We start from the raw sequence: 21,498 nt of genomic DNA, 5'->3' as shown, positions 1-21,498 counted from the left end.
AAATGACTACAGAACACAACGCCGTTTATCAGGAAGTCTCCACTCTCCTGATCACCCTGTTTGAAGTTGCCCCGGACGCCATCACCCCTGAAGCGCGCCTGTATGAAGATCTGGAGCTGGACAGCATCGACGCCGTCGACATGGTTGTTCACCTGCAGAAGAAAACGGGTGCCCGGATCAAACCGGAAACCTTCAAGTCGGTACGTACCGTTCAGGACGTAGTGGACGCGGTAGAAAAACTCCTGCGCGAAGCGTAAAAGACCATGCGTGGCGGACGGTCATTTCCGGCGCTTCCCCTGCTGACAGGGTTGATGCTGGTCGCATGGCCCTTTCTGATTGGCTTTGGGCTGACCCATAACAGCCTGCACTGGCTGCTGCCGCTGCTGGCGGTCCTGCTGCTGTTCCGTTTTCGTCAGGCGCGGCACAACGCCGGGCCTATGCGCTATGCGGTGCAGGGCGTCGCGCTGGTGGGCATCGCCCTGTGTACGGCAAGTTACCTGCTGAAAGCGCATCAGTGGCTGCTGTTCTACCCGGTGGTGGTCAACCTTGTGATGCTGGCTGTCTTTGGCGGATCGCTGTGGACGACGATGCCCATCGTCGAACGGCTGGCCCGGCTGCGCGAACCGAATTTACCCCCTTCCGGGGTGCGCTATACGCGCGTTGTAACCCGAATATGGTGCGGCTTTTTCATCCTGAACGGCGGGATGGCGCTGTTCACCGCGTTGCGGGGCGATATGCGACTCTGGACGTTGTGGAACGGCATGATTGCCTACCTCCTGATGGGCACGTTAATGGCCACCGAATGGCTGGTGCGTCAACGAATGATTAAAAAAGAGCAGCACGATGCATAAGCCTCTCCCTTTGAGCCAGTGGCTGAACGCCCCTCGTCCGGACGACACCCCTGTCGCCTGGTCTGGCGATCGCGGCTGGACGCTCGGGCAGCTGCGCGATGACGTCAGCGCCCTGACGGCCTGTTTACAGCAGCAGGAGGGCGATCGCTGGGCGCTCTGTTTTGACAACAGCTATCTGTTTATCGTCGCCCTGCTGGCAACGCTGCATGCGGGCAAAACCCCGGTGCTGCCCGGCCACAGCCGCGAGTCGCTGCTGGATGAGCAGCACGCGCTGTTCAGTGGCGTGCTAAGCGACAGGACGCTGAACGTCCAGGGCCGTCTGATTGTGGTCGAGGCTGCCCGCCGCAGAACCAGTGGTTTTACGCCGCTACCCGCCATTCCTGACACCCAGGTTATCGAGCTGTTTACCTCCGGCTCGACCGGCAAGCCTGAGCGTATCATCAAGCATATTGCCCAGCTCGACCAGGAGGCCATGCTGCTGGCGGCACGGTTTGGCGAGCGCCTGAGCGGCTGCCGCGTGGTGGCCTCTGTGGTGCCCCAGCACCTGTATGGCCTGACGTTTCGTATCGTGCTGCCGATGGCACTGGGGCTGCCGCTGCATGCGGAGATGCTGACCTATGCCGAACAGCTGGCGGCGCTGGATCACGCTCAGCGTTACCTGTTTATCACCAGCCCGGCGTTCCTCAAGCGGCTCGATACCCGGCTCGCGCCGCCGCCGGTCGCCGTGCTGGTCTCGGCCGGTGGCGCGCTGACGTGGGAGTCGGCCTGCGTTACCCATCGCTGGCTGGGGCTCTGGCCGGATGAAATATACGGCAGCAGCGAAACCGGGGTGCTCGCCTGGCGTCATCGTCAGGGGGACGCCGTTCTCTGGCACCCCTTCCCGGGGGTGAAGATGAGCCCCATCGATGACGCCGTGCGCGTTATCTCCCCCCTGATCCGCGAGCCTGAAGGCCTCCTGCTCGAGGACATCCTGCACATGGAGGATAACGGCCAGTTCAGCATCATCGGTCGCCGGGGTCGGGTGGTGAAAATCGAAGACAAACGCATCTCGCTGACCGAAATCGAACAGCGCCTGCTGGCGCTGGAGGGCGTTTGCGAGGCGGCGGCGCTGCCGGTAACGCGCGACGGACGCCAGACCATTGGCGTGCTGCTGGTACTGAATGACGCCGCGCGGCAGCAGCTCTGCCAGCGCGGGCGTAACGCGCAGATCCTTGCCTGGCGACGCGCCCTGCAGCCGTGGCTCGAGCCGGTCGCCCTTCCCCGTCACTGGCGCATCATTGATGAAATGCCGGTGAACAGTATGAACAAGCGTGTCTATGCGCAGTTACAGGAGTTATTTCATGAAAATCCATGAAATCGGGCGCCATCAGGCACAACCGCAGCAGCTTGAGATTGTCCTGCACCTCGATCCGGCGCTGTTCTGGTTCCAGGGCCATTTTGCCGTACAGCCCCTGCTGCCCGGCGTCGCCCAGCTCGACTGGGTGATGCACTACGCCACCGGGGTACTGGCACCAGACCACCGTTTTCACAGTATCCAGAATGTGAAATTCCAGGCACCGCTGCTCCCGGGGGCCACCGTGACGCTCGCCCTCGACTGGAACGCGGAGCGCGAGATGCTGATGTTTAGCTATCAGTGCCATGACGGCGAACACCGCCACACCGCCAGCAGCGGGAAGATTCGCCTATGTCGCTAACCTTCCGTCCCTGCATCCTGATCCCCTGCTACAACCATGGGGCGATGATGGCGAACGTGCTGGCGCGTCTGGCCCCGTTTCAGTTGCCCATTATTGTGGTCGACGATGGCAGCGATGCCGATACCCGGCAGACGCTGGACCAGCTGGCCAACGAACATCCCCATGTGACGCTGGTGCGGCTGACGCACAACAGCGGTAAAGGCGGGGCGGTGATCCGCGGGCTGAAAGTCTGCGCCGGGGCGGGGTTTACCCATGCGGTGCAGGTGGATGCCGACGGACAGCATGCCATTGAGGACATTCCGCAGCTGCTGGCGCTGGCAGAGCGCCACCCGCAGGCGTTGATCTCCGGCCAGCCGGTTTATGATGACTCCATTCCCCGCTCGCGCCGGTATGGCCGCTGGGTCACCCATGTCTGGGTGTGGATCGAAACCCTGTCATTGCAGCTCAAAGACAGCATGTGCGGCTTTCGGGTCTACCCGGTGGCGCCGACGCTACAGGTCATCAACTCTGCGTCGCTCGGCAAGCGGATGGATTTTGATACCGAAGTGATGGTGCGCCTCTACTGGCAGGGCAACCCCAGTTATTTTCTGCCGACCCGGGTGACCTATCCCCGGGATGGCATCTCCCATTTCGATGCCCTGAAAGACAACCTGCTGATCTCCTGGATGCACACCCGGCTGTTCTTCGGCATGTTACCGCGCATCCCTTCCCTGCTGTTTCGCCGCCGCAGTCGGCACTGGGCGCAGCAGGAGGAGGTGAAAGGGCTGTGGGGAATGCGCCTGATGCTGCGGGTCTGGCAACTGCTGGGCCGCAGGGCTTTTAACCTGCTGCTGTGGCCGGTGATTGGTATCTACTGGCTGACAGCCACCACCGCCCGCCAGGCCTCGCGACAGTGGATCACCCGGGTGAGCGAGACCCTGGAACAACGCCACCAGCCTAAGCCCGCGCGCCTGAACAGCTTTTTCCACTTCATGCGGTTTGGCAACGCGATGCTCGATAAAGTGGCCAGCTGGCGGGGTGAGCTCAAGTGGGATCGCGATGTGGTGCTTGCACCGGGCGCACGGGAGGCCCTGGCGATCGACGCTCCCGCCGGGAAACTGCTGCTGGCCTCGCACCTTGGCGACGTGGAAGCCTGCCGGGCGCTGGCGCAGCTGGAAGCAGGCCAGGTCATTAATGCGCTGGTGTTCAGCGATAACGCCCGTCGCTTTAAACAAATTATGGATGAGATGGCTCCCCAGGCCGGGCTGAATCTGATCCCGGTGAACAATTTCGGACCAGAAACAGCCATCGATCTGGTCGAGAAGCTGGACCGGGGGGAGTGGGTGGCCATTGTCGGCGACCGTATCGCCGTGACCCCGCAGCGTGGCGGAGACTGGCGCGTCACCTGGAGCCCGTTTATGGGCCAGCCCGCGCCGTTCCCACAGGGGCCATTTATTCTGGCCTCGATCCTGGCCTGCCCGGTGGTGTTGATATTTGCCCTGCGCCAGCACGGGAAGCTCACTGTTCACTGCGAACCCTTCGCCAACCCGCTGACGCTGCCGCGCGGCGAACGCCAGCAGGCGCTACAGGAGGCGGTGGATCGCTATGCGCAGCGGCTGGAGCATTACGCCCTGCAGGCCCCGCTCGACTGGTTCAATTTTTTCGATTTCTGGCGTCTGCCGGATGCTAAAGAGAAGGAGTAAAGGGTGCTGACCGATCCCCGCTTTACGACCGAAGTAGAGCTGACCGTACCGTTTCACGACGTCGACATGATGGGCGTGGTCTGGCACGGCAACTATTTCCGCTATTTTGAAATTGCCCGCGAGGCCCTGCTCAACCAGTTCGATTATGGCTATCGCCAGATGAAAGCCTCCGGCTATCTCTGGCCGGTGGTCGATACCCGGGTGAAATACCGCGATGTCCTCACCTTTGAGCAAAGGATCCGCGTCCGGGCCCATATCGAGGAGTTTGAGAACCGCCTGCGCATTGCCTATCAGATTTTTGACGCCACCAGCGGCAAACGGACCACCACCGGCTACACCATTCAGGTGGCGGTGGAGGAGAAAAGCCGCGAGCTCTGTTTTGTCAGCCCGGCGATCCTGTTTGAACGTATGGGAGTCACGCCATGAAAGGGTTACTGCTACTTGCCCTGCTGATAAGCCCGTTCGTCAGCGCCGTCACCCTGGACGAACTCCAGCAGCGCTTTACCGAACAGCCGGTGGTGCGCGCCCACTTTGAACAGACCCGCACCATTAAGGATATGCCGCAGCCGCTGCGATCCAACGGCGAGATGCTGATCGCCCGCGACAGCGGCCTGCTGTGGGATCAAAAGGCCCCCTTCCCGATGACGCTGCTGCTGGATGACAGCCGGATGGTGCAGACCATCAACGGTCAACCGCCGCAGACCATCACCGCCGACACCAATCCGCAGATGTTCCAGTTCAACCACCTGCTGCGCGCCCTGTTCCAGGCGGATCGTAAGGTGCTGGAAGAGAACTTCCGCATCGATTTTAAAGACCTCGGCAAGGGCCGCTGGTCGCTGGTGTTGACCCCCACTACCACCCCGCTGGACAAGATTTTTGCCTCGATGGATCTGGGTGGCGCGACCTATCTGGAATCCATCGTGCTGAACGACAAACAGGGCGACCGCACCAATATCGCCCTCTCCCGCCACCAACTGACGCCCGCCAGCCTGACCGATGCCGAACGCCAACGCTTTGCCGCGCCATAATCGCCGCCCGGCGCTGCTGTGGGCGCTGACCTGTGCGATCCTGCTGGGTGTGCTGCTGTCGCTGCTGCCCGGTGCCCGGTTGAACAGCAGCGTGCTGGCGATGCTGCCGAAACAGAGCCTCGGGGCGATCCCCCCGGCGCTGAACGACGGCTTTATTGAACGCCTTGACCGCCAGCTGGTGTGGCTGGTCAGCCCCGGTAAACAGCCCGATCCGCAGGTGGCGCAGCAGTGGCTGAGCCTGCTGCAAGGCTCGGGGTCGCTGCACGAGGTAAAAGGGCCGATGGACGCCGCCGAACAGAAGGCCTGGGGAGAATTTTTCTGGCAGCACCGCAACGGCCTGATCGACCCGGCCACCCGGGCGCGCCTGCAAAACGGCGGCGAGGCACAGGCGCAGTGGATTTTATCCCAGCTTTATTCGACCTTCTCCGGCGTCAGTGGCAAAGAGCTGCAAAACGATCCGCTGATGTTGATGCGCGGTTCCCAGCTGGCGCTGGCGCAAAACAGCCAGAAGCTGCGGCTGATGGACGGCTGGCTGGTGACCAAAGACGAGGCCGGTAATTACTGGTATCTGCTGCACGGCGAGCTGGCCGGTTCATCGTTCGATATGCAACAAACCCACCGGTTTGTCACGACGCTGCACGGGCTGGAAGGCCAGCTGAAAACGCAGTATCCCCAGGCGCAGCTGCTGTCGCGGGGGACGGTGTTTTACAGCGACTACGCCAGCCAGCAGGCGAAGCGGGATATCTCCACCCTTGGCGTCGCCACTATTCTGGGGGTGATCCTGCTGATTGTGGCGGTGTTCCGCTCCCTGCGTCCGCTCCTGCTGTGCCTGATCTCTATCGCCATGGGCGCGCTGGCGGGCACGGTGGCGACCCTGCTGCTGTTTGGTGAACTGCATCTGATGACCCTGGTGATGAGCATGAGCATCATCGGTATTTCAGCGGATTACACCCTTTACTACCTGACCGAGCGGATGGTTCACGGCGGGCAGAGTTCCCCCTGGCAGAGCCTGGCGAAAGTGCGCAACGCCCTGCTGCTGGCGCTGCTCACCACCGTGGTGGCGTATCTCATCATGATGCTGGCCCCGTTCCCGGGCATTCGCCAGATGGCGGTATTTGCCGCCGTGGGACTGAGCGCCTCGTGCCTGACGGTGATCTTCTGGCACCCGTGGCTGTGTCGTGGCTTACCGGTGCGTCCGGTCCCAGCGATGGTGCTGATGCTGCGCTGGCTGGCGGCATGGCGACGAAATAAAAGGCTGTCAGTGGGGCTGCCGGTGTTGCTGGCCATGCTGGCTGTCGCGGGCATGGCCACGCTGCGGGTGGATGACGATATCGCCCAGCTCCAGGCCCTGCCGCAGGATATCCAGGCCCAGGAAAAACGCATCACCGCCCTGACCGGGCAGAGTGTCGATCAGAAGTGGTTCGTGGTGCATGGCACCTCGGCCCAGCAGACGCTGGAACGGCTGGAGGCCTTTACCCCGTCGCTGGCGCAGGCGCAGCAGGCGGGAGACCTGAAGTCCTGGCGCACCCTGCCGCTGAACTCGCTGGCACGACAGACAAGCGATCTGGCGCTATTGAAAAATGCGGCCCCGGCGGTAACGAAAGTGCTGCAAAATGCCGGGCTGACAACGGTGTCGCCGGATCTCAATGCGACCCCGGTACAGGTTGAGACCTGGCTTGCCAGCCCGGCCAGCGAAGGCTGGCGCCTGCTCTGGCTGACGCTGCCAGACGGAGAAAGCGGCATCCTGGTACCGGTTAATGGGGTAAACAACAGCCCGGCCCTGGCGGCGCTGGCCGACAAGCATCCGGGCGTGGTATGGGTGGATCGCAAGGCCAGTTTCGACAGCCTGTTTGCCCTCTACCGCAGCGTGCTCACCGGTTTGCTGGCGGTTGCGCTGGCGACGATCGCCTGCGGCGCGATGCTGCGCCTCGGCTGGCGTAAGGGACTGATCACTCTGGTGCCCTCGTTGCTGTCGCTGGGCTGTGGCCTGGCGGCGTTGTCGGTCACAGGACACCCGGTTAACCTGTTCTCGCTGCTGGCGCTGGTCCTGGTGCTCGGCATTGGTATCAACTACACGCTATTCTTCAACAACCCGCGCGGTACGCCGTTGACCTCCATGCTGGCCATCACCCTGGCGATGATGACCACCCTGCTGACCCTCGGCATGCTGGTTTTCAGCGCCACGCAGGCGATCAGCAGCTTCGGGATTGTGCTGGTCAGCGGTATTTTCACCGCCTTCCTGCTGGCGCCGCTGGCGATGCCGGCTAAAAAAGAGAGAAAACGATGATCGCCCCTTTTTACCGCGCTGCTGTGCTGATCGGCGCGCTGCTGCTGACCGGTTGCAGCCACACCACACAAAACAGTGACAGTACACGCCCGCAGGCCTGGCTGCAGCCGGGCACCAAAGTGACGCTGCCTGCGCCGGGCATCACTCCGGCGTTGAACTCGCAGCAGTTGCTGACCGGGAGCTTCAACGGCAAGAGCCAGTCCCTGTTGGTGATGCTGAATGCCGATGCGCAGAAGGTGACGCTCGCCGGGCTGTCCTCGGTGGGTATTCGGCTGTTCCTCGCCACCTACGATGAAACGGGCATCCATACTGAACAGTCGATTGTTGTGCCGCAGCTGCCACCAGCCAGCCAGGTGCTGGCGGATGTGATGCTCAGCCACTGGCCGATCGACGCCTGGCTGCCGCAGCTGCCGAAGGGCTGGACGCTGAAGGATAAGGGCGATCGGCGCGAGCTGCGCAATGCAGACGGCGAGCTGGTGACGGAGATCGTCTACCTGCAACGCAAGGGCAAACGCGAGCCGATCAGCATCGAACAGCACGTGTTTCACTACCACATCACCATTCAATATCTGGGTGACTGAGATGATCTACATTTCTGCCGTGGGCCTGGTCAACGCCCTGGGCAACTCGCCTGATGAGATAGCCGCTAACCTGACGCGGGGCGTGGCCCCGGGAATGCGCCTGCGCAGCGGCTGGCTGCAGGGTCAGGACGCGGTGCTCGGCGGCGTCGACGGCGAGCTGCATGCGATCCCGGATAGCGCTGCCGTGCATCGCTCGCGCAACAATCAGCTGCTGCTTGCCGCGCTGGCGCAGATCCAGCCTGTCGTCGATGAGGCCATTGCCCGTTACGGCCGCGACCGGGTGGCGGTGGTCATGGGCACCAGCACCTCCGGGCTCGACGAGGGCGACGCACATGTGCGCCTGACGCATAACGGTGAAACCAGCGTTAACTGGCGGTACGCGCAGCAGGAGCTGGGCGATCCGTCGCGCTTTCTGGCGAACTGGCTGAACCTGCAAGGCCCGGCTTATACCCTGTCGACCGCCTGCTCCTCCAGCGCGCGGGCGATCATCAGCGGGCGTCGGCTGATTGAGGCCGGACTGGTGGATATCGCCATCGTTGGCGGGGCAGACACGCTGAGCCGGATGCCGGTGAATGGCTTTAGCAGCCTCGAATCGCTCTCCACCACGCTGTGCGAACCGTTTGGCCGTGACCGGCGGGGGATCACCATTGGCGAAGCGGCAGCCCTGATGGTCCTCACCCGCGAGCCACAGCCGGTGGCGCTGCTGGGAACCGGTGAGTCGAGCGATGCGTATCATATTTCTGCCCCGCACCCGCAAGGTGAAGGGGCGATCCGCGCCATTACCCAGGCGCTGAACGACGCCGGATTAACCCCGGATGAGGTGGGCTACATCAATCTGCACGGTACCGCGACCCCGCTTAACGATCAGATTGAATCCCAGGTGGTGCATGATCTGTTTGGCGAGGCCGTGCCGTGCAGTTCAACCAAACATTTGACCGGCCACACGCTGGGTGCGGCGGGGATCACCGAGGCCGCGCTGAGCTGGCTGATCCTGACCCGCGACCTGCCGCTGCCCGCCCAGGATTTTGATCGCTATGCGCCGGATCCGACCCTCGCCGCCTGCGGCGTGCTGCATCAGCCCACCGCGCTGAAAAAAGCGGTGATTTTGTCCAATTCCTTCGCCTTTGGCGGCAATAACGCCAGCATCCTGCTGGGGAGAGTGTCATGAGTTATTTATCCCCGACCGACTACCTGCCTCACGACGCGCCCATGCTGCTGCTCGAATCGGTCGAGAGCGTCACCGCAGAGTCCGCCAACTGTCGCGTCACGGTCGATCCGCATGGTGTGCTGGCGCCGTTCCTGAACGCCACGGGCGATCTGCCGGGCTGGTATGCCCTCGAACTGATGGCCCAGACGGTTGGGGTCTGGTCAGGCTGGCATCGTCAGCAGCAGGGACAGGAGAGTCTGTCGCTTGGTATGGTACTCGGGGCGCGCGAACTGGTGTGCGCTGCGGGGAGCTTTCCCGCCAACAGCGTCTTAACGGTCACTGTCACCCTGCTGATGCAGGATGAACGCTTTAGCAGCTTCGAGTGCGCCATCATTGCCGATGGGGCCACGCTGGCCACCGGGCGGGTGAACACCTTCCAGCCCAGTCAGCAGGAATTAGCAACACTGTTTAAACAGGGGGTAAGTCAATGAGTCGTTCCGTTCTGGTCACCGGCGCCAGCAAAGGCATTGGCCGGGCCATCGCCCTTAAACTTGCCGCAGACGGGTTTACCCTCGGGGTACATTACCACCGCGATGCCGCTGGCGCAGAGGAAACCCTGAAGGCTATCGAACAGGCGGGTGGCCACGGGCGTCTGCTCTCTTTTGACGTGGGTAACCGCGCGCAGTGCCGCGAGGTGCTGGAGCAGGATATCGAGGCTCATGGCCCCTGGTATGGCGTGGTCAGCAACGCCGGGATCGCCCGCGACGGTGCTTTCCCGGCGCTCAGCGAAGAGGACTGGGACAGCGTGATCCATACCAATCTCGACAGCTTTTACAACGTCATTCACCCCTGCATCATGCCGATGATTGGCACCCGCAAAGGCGGGCGCATTATCACCCTTTCATCCGTTTCCGGGGTAATGGGCAACCGGGGTCAGGTGAACTATAGCGCGGCAAAGGCGGGCATTATCGGTGCCACCAAAGCGCTGGCGATCGAGCTGGCGAAGCGCAATATCACCGTTAACTGCATCGCACCCGGGCTGATTGATACCGGGATGATCGAGATGGAAGAGGCCGCGCTGAAAGAGGCGATGGCCAGCATCCCCATGAAACGAATGGGCCAGGCGGACGAGGTGGCCGGACTTGCCAGCTATCTGATGTCGGATAGTGCGGGCTACGTAACGCGTCAGGTCATTTCCATTAATGGAGGAATGTTATGACGCGTCGCGTGGTGATTACCGGCATGGGCGGCATCACCGCCTTTGGGGAAAACTGGCAAGCGGTTGCTGCCCGCTTGCTGGACTATAAAAACGCGGTGCGTAAGATGCCGGAGTGGGCAATGTATGAAGGTCTGCACACCCTGCTGGGCGCGCCGATCGACGATTTTACCCTGCCGGAGCACTACACCCGCAAGCGCATCCGCGCGATGGGCCGGGTGTCGTTGCTGTCGACCCGCGCCACCGAACTGGCGCTGACGCAGGCGGGGCTGATTGACGACCCGGTTCTGACCCAGGGTGAAACCGGGATTGCCTATGGCTCGTCCACCGGCAGCACCGGGCCGATCAGCGAGTTCGCCACTATGCTCACCGAGAAGCACACCAACAATATCACCGGCACCACCTACGTGCAGATGATGCCGCACACCACGGCCGTTAACACTGGCCTGTTCTTCGGCCTGCGTGGGCGGGTGATCCCGACCTCCAGCGCCTGTACATCCGGCAGCCAGGCGATTGGCTATGCGTGGGAAGCGATTCGCCACGGCTATCAGACGGTGATGGTGGCGGGTGGCGCAGAAGAGCTCTGCCCGTCGGAAGCGGCGGTGTTCGATACCCTGTTCGCCACCAGCCAGCGTAACGACGCGCCGGAGGCCACGCCGTCACCCTTTGATATCCAGCGCGACGGGCTGGTGATTGGCGAAGGGGCCGGGACCTTAATCCTGGAAGAGCTGGAGCATGCGAAGGCGCGTGGCGCGACCATTTACGGGGAAATTGTCGGCTTCGCCACCAACTGCGACGCGGCGCATATCACCCAGCCGCAGCGGGAAACGATGCAGATCTGCATGGAGAAGTCGTTGAAAATGGCCGGACTGAGCCCGCAGGCTATAGGCTACATATCGGCGCACGGGACCGCGACCGACCGGGGCGATATCGCCGAAAGTCAGGCCACCGCCGCGGTGTTTGGCGACAGCGTGCCGATTTCATCCTTAAAGAGCTATTTTGGTCATACTTTGGGGGCCTGCGGGGCGCTGGAAGCCTGGATGAGTCTGGAGATGATGCGCGAGGGCTGGTTCGTTCCGACCATCAATTTAAGACAACCAGATGAGCAATGCGGTGCATTAGATTATATTATGGGAAAAGCCCGTCATATTGACTGCGAATATCTACAAAGCAATAACTTCGCGTTCGGCGGCATCAACACTTCTATAATCATTAAACGCTGGGCGTGACTATGTACCAGTTTGTACTGGGAAAAATTTCTACCCTCAGCGCTGACCCTCTGGCGTCAGTGCTGGCCGAACAGGCGCCCCAGGGGGCGCGTCGCAACCCCTGGCTGGCCGGGCGAACTCTGCTCGCCCGGGCCTTGTCGCCCTCCCCGGTGCCGGAAATCATCTTCGGAGAACAGGGGAAACCCGCCTTCGTCGATGCCCATCCGTACTGGTTTAACCTGAGCCACAGCGGGGATGATATCGCCCTGCTGTTAAGCGATGAGGGTGAAGTGGGCTGCGACATCGAAGTGATCCGCCCCCGGGATAACTGGCAGGCGCTGGCGAATGCCGTCTTTAGCGTCGCGGAACATGACGAGCTGGAGCGGGAGGCGCCGGAGGCAAAACTGTCGGCCTTCTGGCGCATCTGGACGCGCAAAGAGGCGATCGTTAAACAGCGCGGCGGCAGCGCCTGGCAGATTGTCAGCGTCGACAGCACCTTTACCTCTGCGTTGAGCGTCAGCCATTTCCAGCACGGCGAACTCAGCCTCGCCGTCTGTACGCCAACGCCCTTCACGCTTCATAACGGTGCACTTCAGGTTCTGTAACCCGCTTATTTCAAATTATTCGGAAAGTCTGCCGGCAACTCGCTGGCAGCACAGTCAATGACAGCATCGTTATTGGCACCGCAGTCGCGCACAAAGGTAATGGTGGCGAACTCATCAATGACCTCGGTTGGGTAGGCCGGGCCCGCCTCGCGATAAGAGACCATCAGCGGAATATGATCGTTCTGGAAGCAGACGGTTTTTTCCGGGTTATTCATCACCCAGCGCGGGAAGAAGATAGTGCCGTGGAACAGCTTGTCGCCGAGGTTCACAATCAGGCTTACATCGGTACCGGTCGGTTCAGTCCACGAAATTTTATAAATACTCTCGCCCACGCGAACGATATACGCCTGCTGATCTTTTACCCAACGGTTCGCCACGATCCCGCTATGAATACGGTAGTCGAGGGTCTGTTCGTTTTTGACATAAATCTCGTAGTTCCAGCCATTATCGTAGGTATATACCAAATGTTTGCCGACGAAACCGCTCAAATCATGTTTATCAAAATGGCTCATATTCTGTCTCCTCTGTTTCAATGAGGCTATCTTACGCCTGCAAAAAATGGATGAATAACGCTATGATTTAATCAAATTCATTCAAAAATTAGATGAGTCATGCACAAAACTACCCTTGAGCAGTGGTCGCTGCTTGAACGCGTCATTGAGTTGGGCAGCTTTGCCCGCGCCGCAGAGGAGACGCATCGCAGCCAGTCGTCCGTCAGTTATAACCTGGCGTTATTGCAGGAGCGGCTGGGCGTGGCGCTCCTGGTTCAGGCGGGGCGTAAGGCGGTGCTGACCCCGGAAGGGGAGCTGCTGTTAAATCAGGTCAAACCGCTGCTGAACGCCTTTACCCTGCTGGAGACTCGCGCCACGACGCTACGCAACGGGATGCGTACCCGACTGGATGTGGTGGTGGACAGCATTTTCCCCCGCCGTCATCTGTTTGCCATTCTGCGCCAGTTTCAACAGCGCTATCCGCAAACCGAGGTGCATCTGACCGAAATACTTGAGAACGCCGGCGAGGCGCTGATCCCGAGCGAAGCCGACGTGATGGTGCTAACCCGCCGCCAGGATGTGACCGGGCGCGGCGAGTGGCTGATGAATATCGATTTTGTCGCCGTGGCGCATCGGGATCATCCGCTGTTTGCACACGACACGCCGCTCACTGATGAAATGCTACGCCCCTGGCCACTCATCCAGATCGCCGGGCAGAACTACGCCGCGCCTCCCGGCGGCGAAGCCTGGACTTTTTCCACCATCGACGCTGCTATCGATGCGGTGATGTATCAGGTGGGGTATGGCTGGCTGCCGGAAGAGCGAATTCAGCAACAGCTGGAAAGCGGTGTGCTGAAAACCCTGCCCCTGAACCACGGCACGCGCCGTGCTACACCGCTACATCTGATTGTAAAACGCACGCTCGCCCCGCTCGACGAACAGGTTGAAACCTTACTGCACCTCTTCAGCCAGCCGTCGTAAAGGTGAACTGCTACGCTTAACGGTCTGAACTTCAACAATGATATGGAGCAGACCATGAAAATCGATCTTACGGGGAAAGTGGCGCTCGTAACCGCCTCCACCGGCGGCATTGGCTTCGCCATCGCCAGAGGGCTGGCGGAAAGCGGCGCAGAGGTGATTGTTAACGGACGCAGCGTCGACTCGGTCAACCGGGGCATCCAGGAGCTGCAGCAGGCGATACCCGGCGTGCAGGTGCGGGCGGCGATAGCCGATCTCAGCACCGCTGACGGCGTGGAGGCGCTGCTGAAGGTCGCCTCGGGCGTCGATATCCTCGTTAATAATGCCGGAATTTACGGGCCGCAGGATTTTTACGCTACCGACGACGAGACCTGGAATAACTACTGGCAGACCAACGTGATGTCCGGCGTACGCCTGTCCCGCGCCCTGCTGCCCGGCATGGTGCAAAAAGGCTGGGGCCGGGTGGTGTTTATCTCTTCAGAGTCGGCCTGCAATATTCCGGCGGACATGATCCACTACGGCGTGACGAAAACCGCCCAGCTGTCACTGGCGCGCGGGCTGGCCAAATTTGTCGCCGGCAGCGGTGTCACCGTGAACAGCGTCTTGCCAGGCCCGACGATGTCGGAAGGCTTCGCGGAGATGATGAAAGACGAGATAGCGAAAACCGGTAAATCACTGGAGACGCTGGCGAAAGAGTTCGTCATGGCTCACCGCCCAAGCTCGGTCATTCAGCGGGCTGCTACGGTAGATGAGGTCGCGAACATGGTGGTCTATGTCTGTTCCCAGCAGGCGTCTGCTACCTCCGGCGCGGCGCTGCGCGTCGATGGCGGCGTGGTGGACGATATTATCTAGCCGTGCCAGTGGCCGCCCGTCCGCTGGCGGGTGGCATCTGCTGCTAAAGCAGGTAAACTGAGGGCAGAATGTATATTTCAGCTAAGACTTCGTTATGACCAATATGATTGCCGATGAGGCAGTGGCAAAATCCAGCGTGCTTTCCGTATTTGATTTCGACGGCACGCTGACGCATCACGACAGCTTTATCCCTTTCTTACGCTTTGCGTTCGGCAAACGCTATTTTGCCGGTCGCCTGGTGCGAATGGCCTTACCGACCATTCACTGTGTGCGCCGCAAGCTGACCCGTGACGAGCTGAAAGAGGTGCTGATTCGGACCTTCCTGACCGGCGTGGATGAGCGCTGGCTGCGTCAGCAGGCAGAACTGTTCTGCGAGAAATACTGGAACAAGTTGATGCGCCCGCAGGGCGTACTGGCGGTGGCAGCGGAAGTGAACTCCGGTGCGGAAGTGACGATTTGTTCGGCATCACCGGCGCTAGTATTGCAGCCCTGGGCCGACAAGCTCGGCATTAAGCTTATTGGCACCCAGCTGGAAGTGAAAGACGGCAAGCTGACCGGGCGGATCACCGGGCATAACTGCCGCTGTGCGCAGAAGGTGGCCCGGCTGGAGAACGTCTACGGCAGCCTGAACAATTACCATGTGCGCGCCTGGGGCGATACCCGCGGCGATCATGAATTGCTGGCTGCTGCGCAGGATCCGCACTGGCGCCATTTCCACCCGCCGCGCGCGCGCCGGAATTCACCCATTAAATAAAAGCAAAAAGGCAACGTAAGTTGCCTTTTTTAATGTTTGCGCCCTCGGACCAAAGGAGAGGGGCAGGGTGAGGGCATCAGCCCGCACGTTTCCCCGGGAACAGCAGGCTCGCCACAATCCCCATCGCCAGCACGCCCAGCACCACTAACAGACTCGCCGTGGCCCCGATGCCATAGCCGTGATGCCAGAAGTGATCCGTAGCGTTCAGGCCGAGCTTAAAGGCCACGAAGAACAGCAGCGCGATCACCGCTTTCTCCAGATGCACCAGGTACTGCTTCAGCGCCTCAAGCACAAAATAGAGGGTACGCAGGCCGAGGATCGCAAACATCATCGCGCTGTAGATGATCAGCGGCTCGCGGCTGACAGCGATGATCGCCGGTACCGAGTCAAAGGCGAACATCACGTCGGAAAGCTCCACCACAGCCACGCAGAGCAGCAGCGGCGTGGCATAGCGCTTCGCCTTCTTCACCCGTCCGACCATCACATCCTGGTTCTCCGGTTTTTCCAGCTCGGCATCCACCTCTTTCTGGCTCAGCAGGAAGGCGTTGCCGGTGATTTTCGGCCAGATCGGATAGAAGCGTTTGACCGCCCGGTAAGCCAGGTGCTGAGAGTAATCCTCAATCTCGTCCTGCTCTTCGCCGCGCTTGAGCATCATTACCGCCGTCCAGGCCACAATCAGGGCAAAGACCACTTCCACGTACGGCCCGAGGCTCAGCAGGCTGGTGCCGATGGCGACGAAGATCCCGCGGAAGACGATAGCGCCAATCACCCCCCAGTAGAGCACCCGGTGACGATACTGATCCGGCACGCCGAACCAGGCGAAAATCGCCATCATCACGAACAGGTTATCAACGGAGAGCACCTCCTCCAGCGCATAACCGGTGAGGAACAGGCTCGCCACTTCAGCACCGTGATGAACGTACAGGAACCCGGCAAACGCCATCGCGGTCATTACCCAGAAGATCGACCAGAGCGCGGCACTTTTCAGTGAAATCGGTTTGTCATGGCGATGCATGAAGAGGTCGATAAACATCGCCCCGACAGCCATAACCACAAATACAACAACGGTTTCCGTCGGGAAACCGAGATGAGCAGATGACATACACAACCCTTTTTGAAGACAAAATACAAACCATGCAGACTGGCGAAGCCAGTAAAGGAAAAGGGGGGACCGTTAACGACCTTCTCCCCTTAAAAAGTAAACCGCCGTATTTTACCTTACATTAACGTAGTTCTGCGTTTTTATTCACCCGCTGCCAGGGCTTCAGCACAGGCCCATGCGCTGGCCCACGCCCACTGGAAGTTATACCCGCCCAGCCAGCCGGTCACGTCCACCACCTCCCCGATAAAATAGAGTCCCGGCACGTTGCGGGCCTCCATGGTGCGGGACGAAAGCTCGTTAGTGTCGACGCCGCCGAGGGTCACTTCCGCGGTGCGATAGCCTTCGGTGCCGTTGGGCTGCACGCGCCAGGCGGTTAAGGTCTCCACCAGCGCCTGCTGGTCACGGCTGTTGAGCTGCTTCAGCGACACATCGGGAATCTGCCCCAGCAGCTGCAGGCACTCCACCAGCCGCTTCGGCAGCTGCATGGCTAAGGTGTTTTTCAGGCTCTGGTTAGGGTGCGCCGCGCGCTGTTCGTCGAGGAAATTCTGAAGATCGCAATCCGGCACCAGATTGACGGTGACGAACTCTCCCGGCTGCCAGTAGCTGGAGATTTGCAGTACCGCCGGGCCGGAGAGACCGCGGTGGGTAAAGAGCAGGTTCTCACGAAATACGGTGCCGTCTTCAGCGGCGATCACCGAAGGTACCGAGACGCCGGAGAGCGTTTGCAGCTGCTCCAGTAAGGGTTTATGCAGGGTGAACGGCACCAGACCGGCACGGGTCGGGAGCACCTTCAGGCCAAACTGTTCGGCAATTTTATAGCCAAACGGCGACGCGCCCAGCCCTGGCATTGAGAGTCCGCCGCTGGCGATCACCAGCTTTTCCGCACTTACCGTTTCACCGTTCAGCTGCAGGGTATAACCCGTCTCATCGCGGGCAACTTCCAGCACTTCGCTGCGCAAACGCAGGGTAACCTGACCTTTTTCGCACTCGGCTACCAGCATATCGACAATCTGTTGCGCCGAATCGTCGCAAAACAGCTGGCCGAGAGTTTTCTCATGCCAGGCGATACCGTGTTTGCCTACCAGATCAATAAAGTCCCACTGGGTGTAGCGTGCCAGTGCAGATTTGCAGAAATGACGGTTCTGACTCAAATAAGCCGCGGGTTCGATATAAAGATTAGTAAAATTACAGCGGCCCCCGCCAGACATCAGGATCTTACGACCTGGTTTTTTGCCGTTATCGAGCAGCAGAACCCGGCGCCCTGCCTGTCCGGCCATCGCCGCACAGAATAAACCTGCCGCACCGGCGCCAATAATAATGGCATCATACTTTTCCACGTCTCGATTCTCCTGATTTTGAGGGCGCGAATTGTAAAGTTTCCTCAAGAAGCGTTCCAGCTTAAATATCCGCGATCTCATTCATTTAATTGAAATTTAATAAATAATTCTTTTACTGCTACGCTTATGTCAGTAGGCAAATCAAAAAAAGTCTATATTTCACTTTGCCCGTTGCGCATTTGTCCTGGATAATGCGCCGCGTTCATGTCCTCAAGATGGCGTAACGTCCTATGCTACATTTGTTTGCTGGCCTGGATTTTCATACCGGGCTTTTACTCTTGCTTGCTCTGGCCTTTGTATTGTTCTACGAAGCGATTAACGGCTTCCATGACACTGCGAACGCAGTCGCAACGGTTATCTACACTCGTGCTTTACGATCGCAAGTTGCGGTTGTGATGGCCGCGGTGTTTAACTTCTTTGGTGTTCTTCTGGGAGGTCTGAGCGTAGCCTACGCCATTGTGCATATGCTGCCAACGGATCTGCTACTCAATGTCAGTTCCGGCCATGGCCTGGCCATGGTGTTCTCGCTGCTGTTTGCTGCAATTATCTGGAACCTCGGTACCTGGTATTTCGGCCTGCCAGCATCCAGTTCTCACACGCTGATCGGCGCCATCATCGGTATTGGTTTAACCAATGCGCTGATGACCGGTACGTCTGTGGTGGACGCGCTGAATATCCCTAAAGTCATAGGTATCTTCGGCTCACTGATTATTTCTCCGATTGTCGGTCTGGTTGTCGCGGGTGGTTTGATCTTCCTGCTGCGTCGTTACTGGAGCGGCACTAAAAAACGTGCCCGTATCCACTTGACGCCAGCCGAGCGTGAAAAGAAAGACGGTAAGAAAAAGCCGCCATTCTGGACGCGTATTGCCCTGATCGTCTCTGCTATCGGCGTGGCCTTCTCTCATGGCGCGAACGACGGCCAGAAAGGGATTGGTCTGGTAATGCTGGTGCTGATCGGCGTGGCACCGGCAGGCTTCGTGGTGAATATGAATGCCACTGGCTACGAAATTACCCGTACCCGTGACGCAATCAACAACGTCGAAACCTATTTCCAGCAGCGTCCTGACCTGCTGAAAAAAGCCACCGGCGTTGATCAGCTGATCCCTTCTCCGGAAGCAGGCGCAACCCAACCGGCTGAGTTCCATTGCCATCCGGCCAATGCGATCAACGCGCTGGAGCGGGCGAAAGGCATGCTGACCGATGTTGAAAGCTACGACAAGCTCACGCCTGAGCAGCGTGGCCAGATGCGTCGTATCATGCTGTGCATCTCCGACGTGACCGAAAAAGTGTCCAAACTGCCGGAAGTTTCTGCTGACGACAAACGTCTGCTGAAGAAACTGAAAGTCGACATGTTGAATACCATCGAGTACGCGCCGATCTGGATCATCATGGCGGTGGCGCTGGCGCTGGGTCTCGGTACGATGGTCGGTTGGCGTCGCGTGGCGACAACGATTGGCGAGAAGATCGGTAAGAAAGGCATGACCTATGCCCAGGGGATGTCTGCTCAGATGACGGCAGCGGTCTCTATCGGTCTGGCAAGCTACACCGGTATGCCGGTATCCACTACCCACGTTCTCTCCTCGTCCGTGGCGGGTACCATGCTGGTTGATGGCGGCGGTCTGCAGCGCAAAACCGTGACCAGCATTCTGATGGCCTGGGTGTTTACCCTGCCGGCTTCCATTCTGCTGTCTGGCGGTCTGTACTGGACCTCCCTGCAATTCCTCTAATCGCAGGCAGATAACAACGCTAAAAGCGGGTCAGGTAACTGGCCCGCTTTTTTTTGCGCTCAATGCCAGATGAGGAGAGCCACCATGCTCACCACCACCAGGCCGCACAGCGCGCTGGTCAGAATGAACTGACGGCGCAGGCGCTCGCAGCGGCGGATAAACTCATCATCATGATGATCGCGATAACGCTGGGCATAGATATACCACACCAGGCGCATCTGTTTACTGGGTTGCCCATGCGAGGTGAAGAAGCCCCCACCGTCGACATACTGATAAAGCAACGGATCGCAGCCACGAAGTACTACTAATAGCGCGCGTAAGGACGAGAAATAACGCGCCATATTCACGATGCAAACCACACATAACGCCCAAAACAATGCGACGGTGCTAATCATACTTCCTCCCCGGCGTCCGCCCGCGAAGCAATGCTTCGGGACTACCGCACCCATGCCCTGACAGACGGTTCAGTGAAAGAGAGACTCAAAAGCCGATCGGCTTCACATTTTAGTATCCGAACGGCTTATTCATAGTGTAGGAGATCCGCTAATTTTTTTGCCACAAGGTTAATCGTTATCAACACCAATGCTTGAAAATTTTGTTTAACTGGGCCGTAATGAAAGCAGGTAGACGACTGCTAAACGCATTGGTCATCGATAACTTAAGGAAGGAGTAACACTATGGCTTATAAACACATTCTTATCGCGGTTGACCTCTCCCCGGAGAGCAAGGTGCTGGTTGATAAAGCGGTATCCATGGCGCGTCCGTACAATGCGAAAGTTTCCTTAATTCACGTGGACGTTAACTACTCCGATCTCTATACCGGCCTGATTGATGTGAATCTGGGCGACATGCAGAAGCGCATCTCCGAAGAGACTCACCAGGCGCTGACCGAGCTCTCCACCAACGCGGGCTATCCAATCACCGAAACCCTGAGCGGCAGCGGCGACCTGGGCCAGGTGCTGGTCGATGCAATCAAGAAATACGATATGGATCTGGTGGTCTGCGGCCATCACCAGGACTTCTGGAGCAAGCTGATGTCCTCAGCGCGTCAGCTGATTAACACCGTGCACGTGGATATGCTGATTGTGCCGCTGCGCGACGAAGACGACGAGTAAGTGCGAAATGCCCGGTGGCGCTAACGCTTACCGGGCCTACAAAACCAAACCGTAGGCCGGGTAAGGCGAAGCCGCCACCCGGCTTTTTTATTCCGGGGTGCCAGAATAAATATCAAACCGGTGCCCTTTGGTCACCACCGCATTGGTCGTCGCGACCTCCGCCAGCGGCGGGGCATAGTCCGGACGTTTAACCACTACCCGCTTCGTTGCCAGCAGGCGAGCAGGTTCCAGCAGACCATCTGCGTCTAAGTCTGGCCCCACCAGCGACTGAAACACCCGCATCTCTTTCTTCACCAGCGCGCTTTTCTGCTTGTGCGGAAACATGGGGTCGAGATAGACCACCTGCGGACGCGGGGTGATATCCGTCAGCGCCGTCAGGCTGGAGGCATGGATCAGCTGTAACCGCTCCTGCAACCATGAACCAATCTCCGGATCGGCATAGCCGCGGGCCAGGCCGTCATCCAGCAGGGCGGCGACCACCGGGTTGCGCTCCAGCATCCGCACCCGACAGCCCACCGAGGCCAGCACAAACGCATCGCGCCCCAGTCCGGCGGTGGCATCCACCACATCCGGCAGATAGCTGCCTTTGATCCCCACCGCTTTGGCGACCGCTTCACCGCGACCGCCGCCAAACTTACGCCGGTGGGCCATTGCGCCACCGACGAAATCAACAAAAATGCCGCTGAGTTTCGGTTCGTCGCGTTTACGTAATTCCAGATGCGCTGTCGTCATCACCAGCGCCATCAGGTTTTCTTCATCGTGTTCCAGCCCCCAGCGGGCCGCCAGAACAGATAAGGCGCCGTCTCCGGCGCCTGTCTCATCTGCTAAGTGAATCTTCACGAA

General features: G+C 59.6%; 24 protein-coding genes. 19 read left to right on the top strand and 5 right to left on the bottom strand.

Annotated features, from left to right (window positions below):
* Positions 1 to 2 precede the first annotated feature (2 nt).
* Genes LG383_RS20330 through acpT form a run of 14 tightly spaced genes read left to right on the top strand, consistent with a single transcriptional unit; the run spans position 3 to position 12,299 of the window.
* Positions 3 to 257: an acyl carrier protein gene (locus LG383_RS20330; protein WP_106995277.1), complete on the top strand. Its 255-nt coding sequence runs from the start codon at positions 3 to 5 to the stop codon at positions 255 to 257.
* Positions 258 to 263: 6 nt separating this feature from the next.
* Positions 264 to 851 carry a hypothetical protein gene (locus tag LG383_RS20325; RefSeq protein ID WP_225760031.1) on the top strand — a complete coding sequence of 196 codons (588 nt, stop codon included), beginning with the start codon at positions 264 to 266 and terminating at the stop codon, positions 849 to 851.
* Positions 844 to 2,205: an AMP-binding protein gene (locus LG383_RS20320; protein ID WP_225760030.1), complete on the top strand. Its 1,362-nt coding sequence runs from the start codon at positions 844 to 846 to the stop codon at positions 2,203 to 2,205. The genes LG383_RS20325 and LG383_RS20320 overlap by 8 nt, the downstream gene beginning before the upstream one ends.
* Entirely contained in the window at positions 2,192 to 2,545 is a 354-nt protein-coding gene (locus LG383_RS20315) for a hydroxymyristoyl-ACP dehydratase (RefSeq protein WP_225760029.1), read from the top strand. Before LG383_RS20320 ends, LG383_RS20315 begins: the two co-directional genes overlap by 14 nt.
* On the top strand, positions 2,536 to 4,227 hold the full coding sequence (locus LG383_RS20310) for a glycosyltransferase (RefSeq protein WP_225760028.1): 1,692 nt from the start codon (positions 2,536 to 2,538) through the stop codon (positions 4,225 to 4,227). Before LG383_RS20315 ends, LG383_RS20310 begins: the two co-directional genes overlap by 10 nt.
* Positions 4,228 to 4,230: 3 nt before the next feature.
* Complete coding sequence (locus LG383_RS20305; protein ID WP_106995282.1) at positions 4,231 to 4,653, top strand: thioesterase family protein; 423 nt, start codon at positions 4,231 to 4,233, stop codon at positions 4,651 to 4,653.
* Entirely contained in the window at positions 4,650 to 5,255 is a 606-nt protein-coding gene (locus tag LG383_RS20300) for an outer membrane lipoprotein carrier protein LolA (protein ID WP_225760027.1), read from the top strand. The genes LG383_RS20305 and LG383_RS20300 overlap by 4 nt, the downstream gene beginning before the upstream one ends.
* Complete coding sequence (locus LG383_RS20295; RefSeq protein WP_225760026.1) at positions 5,224 to 7,542, top strand: MMPL family transporter; 2,319 nt, start codon at positions 5,224 to 5,226, stop codon at positions 7,540 to 7,542. Before LG383_RS20300 ends, LG383_RS20295 begins: the two co-directional genes overlap by 32 nt.
* The gene (locus tag LG383_RS20290) at positions 7,539 to 8,123 is read left to right on the top strand and encodes a DUF3261 domain-containing protein (protein WP_370635181.1); all 585 of its coding nucleotides are present in this window, start codon (positions 7,539 to 7,541) and stop codon (positions 8,121 to 8,123) included. The genes LG383_RS20295 and LG383_RS20290 overlap by 4 nt, the downstream gene beginning before the upstream one ends.
* Position 8,124: 1 nt before the next feature.
* A complete protein-coding gene (locus LG383_RS20285) occupies positions 8,125 to 9,291 on the top strand; it encodes a beta-ketoacyl-[acyl-carrier-protein] synthase family protein (protein WP_225760025.1) in 1,167 nt (388 codons plus the stop codon).
* Positions 9,288 to 9,761, top strand: coding sequence for a 3-hydroxy-fatty acyl-ACP dehydratase (locus tag LG383_RS20280; protein WP_225760024.1), 474 nt, complete (start codon positions 9,288 to 9,290; stop codon positions 9,759 to 9,761). The genes LG383_RS20285 and LG383_RS20280 overlap by 4 nt, the downstream gene beginning before the upstream one ends.
* Positions 9,758 to 10,489, top strand: coding sequence for a 3-ketoacyl-ACP reductase FabG2 (locus LG383_RS20275; RefSeq protein WP_225760023.1), 732 nt, complete (start codon positions 9,758 to 9,760; stop codon positions 10,487 to 10,489). The genes LG383_RS20280 and LG383_RS20275 overlap by 4 nt, the downstream gene beginning before the upstream one ends.
* On the top strand, positions 10,486 to 11,715 hold the full coding sequence (locus tag LG383_RS20270) for a beta-ketoacyl-ACP synthase (protein ID WP_106995289.1): 1,230 nt from the start codon (positions 10,486 to 10,488) through the stop codon (positions 11,713 to 11,715). Before LG383_RS20275 ends, LG383_RS20270 begins: the two co-directional genes overlap by 4 nt.
* Positions 11,716 to 11,717: 2 nt before the next feature.
* Positions 11,718 to 12,299, top strand: a complete 582-nt coding sequence (acpT, locus tag LG383_RS20265; protein ID WP_106995290.1) for a 4'-phosphopantetheinyl transferase AcpT — start codon at positions 11,718 to 11,720, stop codon at positions 12,297 to 12,299.
* Between the two features lie 5 nt (positions 12,300 to 12,304).
* Here the strand turns inward: acpT and LG383_RS20260 are convergent, their stop codons facing one another.
* Complete coding sequence (locus LG383_RS20260) at positions 12,305 to 12,811, bottom strand: phenolic acid decarboxylase (protein ID WP_106995291.1); 507 nt, start codon at positions 12,809 to 12,811, stop codon at positions 12,305 to 12,307.
* Between the two features lie 99 nt (positions 12,812 to 12,910).
* On the opposite strand from LG383_RS20260, the gene LG383_RS20255 reads away from it, so the two are divergent.
* The 3 genes from LG383_RS20255 to LG383_RS20245 all read left to right on the top strand — a co-directional run bounded on the left by LG383_RS20255 (position 12,911) and on the right by LG383_RS20245 (position 15,374).
* On the top strand, positions 12,911 to 13,771 hold the full coding sequence (locus tag LG383_RS20255; protein WP_225760022.1) for a LysR family transcriptional regulator: 861 nt from the start codon (positions 12,911 to 12,913) through the stop codon (positions 13,769 to 13,771).
* Positions 13,772 to 13,825: 54 nt separating this feature from the next.
* Positions 13,826 to 14,620, top strand: a complete 795-nt coding sequence (locus LG383_RS20250) for an SDR family NAD(P)-dependent oxidoreductase (RefSeq protein WP_225760021.1) — start codon at positions 13,826 to 13,828, stop codon at positions 14,618 to 14,620.
* A 94-nt stretch (positions 14,621 to 14,714) separates the two neighbouring features.
* The gene (locus tag LG383_RS20245) at positions 14,715 to 15,374 is read left to right on the top strand and encodes an HAD family hydrolase (protein WP_106995294.1); all 660 of its coding nucleotides are present in this window, start codon (positions 14,715 to 14,717) and stop codon (positions 15,372 to 15,374) included.
* 76 nt (positions 15,375 to 15,450) lie between these two features.
* Here the strand turns inward: LG383_RS20245 and LG383_RS20240 are convergent, their stop codons facing one another.
* Positions 15,451 to 16,476 carry a TerC/Alx family metal homeostasis membrane protein gene (locus tag LG383_RS20240; protein ID WP_225760020.1) on the bottom strand — a complete coding sequence of 342 codons (1,026 nt, stop codon included), beginning with the start codon at positions 16,474 to 16,476 and terminating at the stop codon, positions 15,451 to 15,453.
* 140 nt (positions 16,477 to 16,616) lie between these two features.
* Positions 16,617 to 17,813, bottom strand: a complete 1,197-nt coding sequence (locus LG383_RS20235; protein ID WP_106995296.1) for an NAD(P)/FAD-dependent oxidoreductase — start codon at positions 17,811 to 17,813, stop codon at positions 16,617 to 16,619.
* A gap of 230 nt (positions 17,814 to 18,043) precedes the next feature.
* Here LG383_RS20235 and pitA point away from each other — a divergent pair, with 230 nt between their 5' ends.
* On the top strand, positions 18,044 to 19,540 hold the full coding sequence (gene pitA / locus LG383_RS20230) for an inorganic phosphate transporter PitA (protein ID WP_106995297.1): 1,497 nt from the start codon (positions 18,044 to 18,046) through the stop codon (positions 19,538 to 19,540).
* A gap of 59 nt (positions 19,541 to 19,599) precedes the next feature.
* Here the strand turns inward: pitA and uspB are convergent, their stop codons facing one another.
* Positions 19,600 to 19,935: a universal stress protein UspB gene (gene uspB, locus LG383_RS20225; RefSeq protein ID WP_106995298.1), complete on the bottom strand. Its 336-nt coding sequence runs from the start codon at positions 19,933 to 19,935 to the stop codon at positions 19,600 to 19,602.
* Positions 19,936 to 20,217: 282 nt separating this feature from the next.
* On the opposite strand from uspB, the gene uspA reads away from it, so the two are divergent.
* Positions 20,218 to 20,655, top strand: a complete 438-nt coding sequence (uspA, locus tag LG383_RS20220) for a universal stress protein UspA (protein WP_032615029.1) — start codon at positions 20,218 to 20,220, stop codon at positions 20,653 to 20,655.
* 87 nt (positions 20,656 to 20,742) lie between these two features.
* Here the strand turns inward: uspA and rsmJ are convergent, their stop codons facing one another.
* Positions 20,743 to 21,495, bottom strand: coding sequence for a 16S rRNA (guanine(1516)-N(2))-methyltransferase RsmJ (rsmJ, locus tag LG383_RS20215; RefSeq protein WP_225760019.1), 753 nt, complete (start codon positions 21,493 to 21,495; stop codon positions 20,743 to 20,745).
* Positions 21,496 to 21,498: the final 3 nt, after the last annotated feature.

The organism is Leclercia sp. Marseille-Q4284 (assembly GCF_916618945.1).
Lineage (GTDB): Bacteria > Pseudomonadota > Gammaproteobacteria > Enterobacterales > Enterobacteriaceae > Enterobacter > Enterobacter tamurae.
Note: the sequence above shows the minus strand (reverse complement) of the source record. Positions and strands in the feature narration are given on the sequence as shown.